Source organism: Devosia sp. (assembly GCF_017307565.1).
Classification (GTDB): Bacteria; Pseudomonadota; Alphaproteobacteria; order Rhizobiales; family Devosiaceae; genus Devosia.
The window spans coordinates 1-7,733 of record NZ_JAFKHD010000238.1 but is presented as its reverse complement, the minus strand read 5'-3'; the positions used below and the strand labels follow the sequence as shown (position 1 = coordinate 7,733).

Genomic DNA, 7,733 nt, shown 5'->3' with positions numbered 1-7,733 from the left:
CGAAGCGATATTCGCCGCCCTTTACCGGGTCGAATTCGGCCTCGTCCACCTGCCACTGTTCGATCAGGGCCGGGTCGGTCCAGGCCGAGAACACGTCGCTCACATTGGCGCCGATCTTGCGCGTCAGCGTGATCTGGCTTTCGTTGTCGAGATCGATGTCGTCGCTCATGCCAGCTTCTCCTTGGCTTCAGGATGCAGTTCCGCCGTCCTTGGCAGGAAGATGGTGAGGATGCCAAGGGCCGGCAAGAAGGCGCAGATCTGGAAGACGGGGATAATGCCGATCGCGTCGGCCAGCGCCCCCATGGCGGCCGCGCCAAGCGCACCGATGCCAAAGGCGAAGCCGAAGACGAAGCCGGCGATCATGCCCACCTTGCCGGGCACCAGTTCCTGCGCATAGACCACCATGGCCGAGAAAGCCGAGGAGAGGACGAGGCCGGTCATGATGCTCATAGCGGCCGTGCCCCAAAGGTCGAGATAGGGCAGCAGCAGGGTGAAGGGCAGGGCACCCAGGATAGAGACCCAGATCACCGACAAGCGACCGTAGCGATCCCCAATCGGCCCCCCGATAAACGTGCCGGCAGCCACTGCACCCAGGAACAGGAACAGATAGATCTGCGCTTCCGGCGCGCTCAGGTCGAACTTTTCCATGAGGAAGAAGGCATAGTAGCTCTTCAAACCCTCGATATAGATGAACTTGCTCAGCAGCAGCGCGCCGATAACAGCGAAAGCCACGATCAGGCGATTGCGCGACAGCGCCGGCTTCTTGATCGAAGCAGCCGGACGCGAGGCAGCCTGGCGCTGATGCTCGACAAACCAGCGGCCGACATAGACCAGCAGCGCGATACCGGCAAAACCGGCGAGTAGGAACCAGGCCGTCGTCTGCTGGCCCATGGGAATGAGAATCAACGCGGCCGCCAGCGGACCAAGCGCCGTGCCGAGATTACCGCCAACCTGGAACAGCGACTGCGCAAAACCGAGCTTGCCGCCCGAAGCCATGCGCGACACGCGCGACGCTTCGGGATGGAACAGGGCCGAGCCCGTGCCCATCACGACCGCGGCGATGAAGAGCCAGGCAAAGTCACTGGCAAAAGCCAGGCCCAGCACGCCAATGGTGACGATCACAAGCGAAATTGCGAGGCTGTAGGGGCTTGGCTTGAGATCGCCGCGCAGCCCGAAAATCGGCTGCAGGAAACAGGCGGTGATCTGCTGGCCGAGCGTCAGCAGGCCGATCTGCAGATAGTTGAGCCCGTAATTGTCCTTGAGCAGCGGATAGAGCGCCGGCAGCAGGAACTGCAGGAGATCATTGAGAAGGTGCGCCCCGCTGACCGCAAAAATGATGGTCAGGGCGGTTTGATGGCCCGCCGTGGAGGCAGGGCTGCTCGTTTGCGTGGTCATGTAGGACAATCCAGGAGGGAAGCCTGTCCTAACCCTCCTGGGCAGAGGCGGCAACCTTTGCGAGCCCAATTGCGCATAATTTGTGCACAAGGCTCTTGTCAGAAATTTTGGGGAAGGTGAGGTCTCAAAAGACCCGATTGGCTCCGCGAGTAGGACTCGAACCTACGACCCAGCGATTAACAGTCGCTTGCTCTACCAACTGAGCTATCGCGGAACACTTCGGTGTTGCCCTCGGCGTCGAAGGCGAGGTCCGTGTACCCAAACCTATCTGGTTTGCCAAGCCCTTATTGCTGGAGCCTGTGAATAAATCTGTCATACCCCGGCGCAAGCGCCCGGCGTTGCAGGGCTATCAGGTCATTCAGCGTGTTGAGATTGGCAAAGGGGTCCAATGGGGCTTCCGCCGACCAATCCACCCGCAAAGCCTTGAGTCGCGTCAGAATCGCATTCGGCCCAGCAGATTCGCTCGCATCTTCAAGGGCATCGGCGAGCGCGCTCAACCGCCACGCGCTGTTGGTGGGATAGATATTTTCGCCCCACGCCGCATAAGCGGCACCATTTTCGGCCGCCGCCGACAAAAGCCTCGGGACATAGTCCGCCGGAAGAAATGGGGTATCGACCGCTACACACACCAGCATGTCATCGCCAGATGCAGTCTTCTGGATAGCATGCAGACACGCCCTGATCCCGGCAAGGGGGCCCATCGCAGCGCTGGCCTCGTCACGAATGCAGTCGAAGCCATCCATCGCGACCTGGCCCGACGCCACCCGCAGGTCGTCGACACCATCACCCATTTGCCGCGCAACCCGCACGATCAACCGCACGCCGCCGATTCTGAGGTCAGCCTTTCTAGCCCCGCCAAGCCGCGAACCTTCTCCCCCGGCAAGTATGAGGCCGTAGGCGCGCGTCATTTGGGCGGTGTTTGCTGACGCAAAAGCAGCAACAGGATGATACCCCCCACCAGCCCCCAGAACGGCGCGCCAATCCCAAAAATGGTGATTCCCGACGCTGTGGCGACAAATGTCAGAATCGCCGGCAACCGCGCTTCCTCCTGCGCCAAAGCGGCCGATAGCGCGGCCGCGAGGCTCGACAGCAGGGCAAGCCCGGCAACAGCCTGGATGAGAATGGGCGGCGAGGCCGCGATGAAAGCCGCCGCAAGGCTCGCCGCCAGACCAAGCAGAATATAGGTGCCGCCTGCAGCCACAGGCGCCGGCCAGCGCTTCTGCGGGTCGGGATGCGCCTCGGGACCGGCACAGATCGCAGCGGTAATCGCGGCAAGGTTGATGGTCTGCCCACCGAAAAAGGCTGTCGCAGCGCTGGCAACGCCGGTCATCACGAAAATCGGGGCAGGGACCAGCGTATAGCCATTGGCCTTCATGACCGCGATCCCGGGCAGGTTCTGCGACGCCATGGTGACGACGTAGAGCGGCAAGCCAATCCGTACGATTGCGTCCCAGGTAAATTCCGGCATCACCGGCAGCAGAGTCGGCCAGGCGCCATCCAGCGCGCCTTCCGGCAAATGCGTCGTCAGCGCCAGGACGATGCCCGTGACCACCACGGCGATCGGCACCGCATAGCGTCGCGCAAATTTCAGCCCGAGCATCCACGCGAGCAAAATAGGCGCCGCCAGCAGCGGCGCTTCGGCCAGCGCCGCAACTGGCGCCAGACACAGCGTCAGCAGCATGCCGGCGAGCATCGCATTGGCTATCGCCGAGGGGATAGCCGCAATCAGTCGTGCCAGCGGTTTCAACAGCCCCGTGAGCACCACAAGTGCCGCCGTCACCAGAAAGGCACCCGCAACAGCTGGAAACCCGCCAACCGGTTCGCCCACCGTCAGCAGAAACGCCACCCCGGGCGTCGTCCAGGCAAAGCTGATCGGTACCTTGGCGCGAAACGCCACGGCAATATTGAGCACGCCAAGCGCCAGGCAGACAGAGAACAGACCCGAACCTGCCTGTTGCGGCGAAGCGCCTGCAGCGGTAAGGGCTGCCAGCACAAGCGTGAAGGTGCTCGCGTAGCCGACAATGGCGGCAAGCGTGCCCGCCATGATGGGCTGCAAAAATTCTCTGCGCGTGCTCGGCGCGATCGATTGTGAGCCCGCATCCATGGCGATTCCCCCCGCAAGTCCGTGGCAGGCTAGCGCTTTTTATCGGTGGGTCCACAGGCTCGCCGAGCCGGCGCGGGGCGATTTGGCCCTAACTCACTGATCAGTAATGTCTTCTTAAGTTTTTGCGAGGGGAAAATTAACCATAATCGCAAATTCTCGCGCTCAGATTCATGTGATGTTGAGTGCTCATTGTGTCGCCCTCTCGCTTTCTGCTCTGCCTTCTCGTCTCCGGCGCCATGCTGGGTGGCTGTGCCAAGCCGGTGAACCCGCAGGCCAGGCTGAGCGCGACGCCCGTCGTCGACACCATGAAGACCTCGGCTGTAGCCGTTCCGGCCGTGCTCAAGGTCGAGCAACCTTTGCCGAGCGAGATTTTCGCCCCGCGCAATATCGGCGGCCGCACCCTGGCCGTCTCGACGACGGCCGACATCATCCTGAAACCCGGCGAAGTCGTGCTGACGTTTGACGATGGTCCGCGCGCCGGCAAGACCGAGTCGATCCTCTCGACCCTCTCAGATTACAACGTCAAGGCGACCTTCCTCATGCTGGGGTCGTCGGCAGCGGCAAATCCGCGGCTGGCCCAGCGCGTCGCCATCGCCGGCCACACGGTCGGTAGCCACACCTATGGCCACGTCAACCTCGGCAACCTGACCCGCCAGGAAGCTATCGAAGAGATCGTCAAGGGCGAAGAAGCCGTCGCCGCAGCGCTCGCCGGCGGTGGCCAGAAGCTCTCGCCGTTCTTCCGCTTCCCCTATCTCTCCCAGACCGGCTTCCTGCGTACCGGCCTGCTGCAGAGCGGTGCGGTGGTTCTCGATGTCGATATCGACAGCAAGGACTATTTCAAGGATACCCCTGCCACCGTGGCCGCCCGCACCATCAGCCGGCTCGAAGCCCGCGGCAGCGGCATCATCCTCTTCCACGACATCCACCAGCGCACCGTCGACATGCTGCCGATGTTCCTCGATCAGCTCGCCCGCCGCGGCTACAGCGTCGTGCGCCTCGTCCCGCGTGACAATTCGATCTTCGGCCGCGACCTGATCACCGCTGGCTTCGGCGACGACGCCGCGACGACGTCGGCGGCTTCGCCCAGCTAATTCGACGCGCTGGAGACTGCCTCCGCGCCGAAGCCGTGCATCTTGGTCGCCCACTGCATGCCCACCACAAATCCCTTGATGGGCCGAAGCAGGGCAAGCGACATGATGACCGCCGCCGGCAGCATGGTGATCAGATACATCATTGGCGAGAGCGGCTGGGACATTTCGAAATGCATGATCGCCGCCACGATGATGTGGCCGACGATGGTGATCGAAATGTAGGGCGGGAAGTCGTCGGCCCGGGCGTGTCCCAGGTTCTTCCCGCACCGGTCGCAGGTTTCCGCCACCTTCAGGAAGCCGTCGAACAACTTTCCTTCGCCACAGCGCGGACAGCGGCAAAGTGTGCCCTGTATCAGGGCAGAGCGTAGATCCCGTTCGCGTGAGTCTACCATGTCAAACCTCCTGAAGGCGGACCGGAGAACCCGGCTGCACCTCAGATATCGACATTGCATGCATTCATGTCAACACCATCATGCGTATTGCATGGATGCAGTTAGACGATCAATGATGTCATCGCGGGACGGTCGGATAACAGCGCGGAGATCATAGCGAGGCTGCGGGCGAGCTCTTCGCGCGTGACTGCGCCACCAAGGCTCAGCCGCACCGCTTCTGGCGGTGCGCTGATGGCAAAAGTATCGCTTGATACTGCGGACACACCCATATTGCGCAGTCGTGATATGAATTCGCCACGCGACCAGCCGTCCGGCAGCTTTAACCAGGCATGAAATCCTTCCCGGTCGGCCTCGACAGTTTCCCGGGGCAGCAGGGTTCCAACGAGCTGCTGGCGCTCGCGGGCCTCCCCACGCAGGACGTCAAGAAACTCGAAGGCCAGCCCGCTTTCGATCCACTCGGTCGCCAGGGTGGCCGTTAGTGGGGATGCCATGGCTGTCGTGCCCCGCAAGGCCCCGGCCAGCCTCAGTGCTGCCCCTGCGTCCGGCGCCACGAGATAGGCCAGTCGCAAAGCCGGAGACAGGGATTTTGAAACGCTGGCAACATGATAGACGGGGCCCGTGGCTAGCGAAGCCAACGGTGGCAAGGGGGCCAGCGGCAGGGCGCCGTATGCGTCGTCTTCAATCAGAGGCAGTCCAGTTTTACCGGCAAGGGCCGCAATTTCCTCCCGACGAGCCAAGGTCCAGCTTCTCGTGGTGGGGTTGTGCAGCGTTGGTGTGCAATAAAGTGCCTTGGGTTGCAGCGTCGCGATAAGGCGTTCTAGCGCATGAGGAATGGGGCCGGCTTCGTCCATCTCCATAGCCACGAGGCGAATGCCAAAATGCGCGGCTAGGCTGATAAACCCCGGATAGGTAAGAGGTTCCGTCAAAATGACGTCGCCACGGTGGACGAGGGTCGCGACGATGGCGCTTAGGGCGCCCTGTGCGCCGGGGGCCACCAGCAGGCGTTCGATTTCGACGCCGGGCAGCCAGCCCTGTAGCCAGCGAGCGCCCGCCTGCCTGTCTCTCAGCGCGCCGCCTGGCTCCTGATAGCGCAGCATGAGCCGCGTCATCTCAGGTCCATGCAGCTTGCCAAGGCTTTCCCACATCCGTTGCGCCACGCGATCATCTTCCGGAATCGGCGGCAGGTTCATGCTCATGTCTACGAAGCCCACGGCGGCGGTCCGCTGAACAGGGCTCGCACTTCGCACGAAAGTACCCTGGCCCACACGTCCATCCACGAGGCCACGGCGTCCCGCTTCCTGATAGGCGCGGGTGACCGTGGTGAAGTCGAGGCCCAATGCCTGCGCCAGGGATCTTTGTGGTGGTAACCGCGCGCCGGGCGCGAGGTGGCCGGAGGCGATGTCCGCGGCGATCGCATCGGCGATCGCCAGGTAAAGCGGTCCGCTGCTCTTCTCGAGTTTCGGTGTCCACATTGTCGCAGCCTCGAATTCCGTATTGAATGCATACAAAATATGAATGTATGCATTCAATTGTCCATATAACTGCCCACGGCAATCCAATGAGCCCTGCATGCAACTACCATGAAATCTGGCGCGACAGCCTCGCCAAATTAAAACTGGCCGGCAACTATCGCCATTTCACCGCGCTGGAGCGCATCGAGGGCAGATTTCCCTCTGCCTTGTGGACCGATGTGCAGGGTCAGGCGCGTGAAGTCACCGTCTGGTGCAGCAACGATTATCTCGGTCTCGGTCAGCATCCTGACGTGATCGAGACCATAGTGCGTGCCGCTCGGGGTGGGGCAGGGGCGGGAGGCACCCGCAATATCTCCGGCAATGCTCGGGCGCATCTCGAACTCGAAGGCGAGCTGGCCGATCTTCATGGCAAGCCGGCTGCTCTCATTTTTACGTCTGGGTGGATTTCTAATCTGGCGGCCCTTGGAACGCTCGGTCGCCTATTGCCTGATTGTCTCATCCTCTCGGATGCCGGCAACCACAATTCCATGATCGAGGGCATCCGGCGCTCCGGTGCCGACAAGGCAATCTTCCGGCACAACAGCATCGCTCATCTCGAAGATCTGCTTCGGGCCCAGCCGCTGGAGCGGCCAAAGATCATCGCGTTCGAGAGCGTCTACAGCATGGATGGCGACATCGCCCCCATCGGCGAAATTTGTGATCTTGCCGACCGCTATGGCGCCATCACCTATCTCGACGAGGTGCATGCGGTTGGTCTCTACGGCCCACGGGGCGGTGGCATAGCCGAACGCGAAGGCGTCGCCGAGCGGGTCACGGTTATCGAAGGCACGCTCGGCAAGGCTATAGGGAATGTTGGCGGCTACATCGCCGGCCGCACAGATCTCGTGGATGTCGTTCGCAGTCATGCGGAAAGCTTCATTTTCACGACCTCACTGCCGCCGCATGTGAGCGCAGGTGCCGCGGCTGCCATCCGCCTTCTCAAGTCTAGTCCCGCCCTTCGCCAGCGGCACCAGAGCGTCGTCCGTGAGGTCAAGGCTCGTCTTGCGGCAGCGGGGATTCCCGTCATGGACACGCCAAGCCACATCATTCCGGTCCTGATCCCCGGCGCCAAACTGTGCCGTGCCGTCAGCCAGCGTCTTCTCGAAAAACACGCCATCTATGCCCAGCCGATCAACTACCCGACCGTCCCAAAAGGTCAGGAGCGACTGCGGCTTACCCCAACCCCTTTGCACACCGCCGCGCACATCGGTGCGCTGGTGCAGGCGCTTGGTTCCACGCT

The 7,733-nt window shown here is 62.1% G+C and carries 8 protein-coding genes and 1 tRNA gene; 2 read left to right on the top strand and 7 right to left on the bottom strand.

All coding sequences use genetic code 11. The features are described from left to right. From J0I64_RS22615 to J0I64_RS07975, 5 genes are all read right to left on the bottom strand, one after another. On the bottom strand, nucleotides 1-169 hold a 169-nt coding region (locus tag J0I64_RS22615; protein ID WP_366933723.1), incomplete at its 3' end, for an SRPBCC domain-containing protein. Beyond that, the gene (locus tag J0I64_RS07990) at nucleotides 166-1,395 is read right to left on the bottom strand and encodes an MFS transporter (protein WP_291407065.1); all 1,230 of its coding nucleotides are present in this window, start codon (nucleotides 1,393-1,395) and stop codon (nucleotides 166-168) included. The genes J0I64_RS22615 and J0I64_RS07990, both read right to left, overlap by 4 nt. A gap of 138 nt (nucleotides 1,396-1,533) precedes the next feature. Further along, nucleotides 1,534-1,609, bottom strand: a tRNA-Asn gene (locus J0I64_RS07985). A gap of 70 nt (nucleotides 1,610-1,679) precedes the next feature. Then, nucleotides 1,680-2,303 carry an NTP transferase domain-containing protein gene (locus J0I64_RS07980; protein WP_291407064.1) on the bottom strand — a complete coding sequence of 208 codons (624 nt, stop codon included), beginning with the start codon at nucleotides 2,301-2,303 and terminating at the stop codon, nucleotides 1,680-1,682. Next, a complete protein-coding gene (locus J0I64_RS07975; protein WP_291407063.1) occupies nucleotides 2,300-3,439 on the bottom strand; it encodes a benzoate/H(+) symporter BenE family transporter in 1,140 nt (379 codons plus the stop codon). Before J0I64_RS07975 ends, J0I64_RS07980 begins: the two co-directional genes overlap by 4 nt. A 251-nt stretch (nucleotides 3,440-3,690) precedes the next feature. Here J0I64_RS07975 and J0I64_RS07970 point away from each other — a divergent pair, with 251 nt between their 5' ends. Further along, nucleotides 3,691-4,590, top strand: a complete 900-nt coding sequence (locus J0I64_RS07970) for a polysaccharide deacetylase family protein (RefSeq protein WP_291407062.1) — start codon at nucleotides 3,691-3,693, stop codon at nucleotides 4,588-4,590. Here J0I64_RS07970 and J0I64_RS07965 read toward each other — a convergent pair. Together J0I64_RS07965 and J0I64_RS07960 are read right to left on the bottom strand one after the other, a co-directional pair. Continuing rightward, nucleotides 4,587-4,898 (bottom strand): DUF983 domain-containing protein, encoded by a 312-nt coding sequence (locus tag J0I64_RS07965; protein ID WP_291407061.1) that lies wholly within the window; start codon nucleotides 4,896-4,898, stop codon nucleotides 4,587-4,589. The genes J0I64_RS07970 and J0I64_RS07965 overlap by 4 nt on opposite strands. Nucleotides 4,899-5,083: 185 nt before the next feature. Beyond that, complete coding sequence (locus J0I64_RS07960) at nucleotides 5,084-6,553, bottom strand: PLP-dependent aminotransferase family protein (protein WP_366933722.1); 1,470 nt, start codon at nucleotides 6,551-6,553, stop codon at nucleotides 5,084-5,086. Between J0I64_RS07960 and hemA the strand changes: the two genes are divergently transcribed. Continuing rightward, the coding region (gene hemA, locus J0I64_RS07955; protein ID WP_291407060.1) for a 5-aminolevulinate synthase at nucleotides 6,541-7,733 on the top strand (1,193 nt) is incomplete at its 3' end. The genes J0I64_RS07960 and hemA overlap by 13 nt on opposite strands.

What these genes read in the sequence shown, in the direction of transcription:
- J0I64_RS07990 (WP_291407065.1), bottom strand. Translation starts at nt 1,395, where the DNA reads ATGACCACGCAAACGAGCAGCCCTGCCTCCACGGCGGGCCATCAAACC.
- J0I64_RS07980 (WP_291407064.1), bottom strand. Translation starts at nt 2,303, where the DNA reads ATGACGCGCGCCTACGGCCTCATACTTGCCGGGGGAGAAGGTTCGCGG.
- J0I64_RS07975 (WP_291407063.1), bottom strand. Translation starts at nt 3,439, where the DNA reads ATGGCGGGCACGCTTGCCGCCATTGTCGGCTACGCGAGCACCTTCACG.
- J0I64_RS07960 (WP_366933722.1), bottom strand. Translation starts at nt 6,553, where the DNA reads ATGCAGGGCTCATTGGATTGCCGTGGGCAGTTATATGGACAATTGAAT.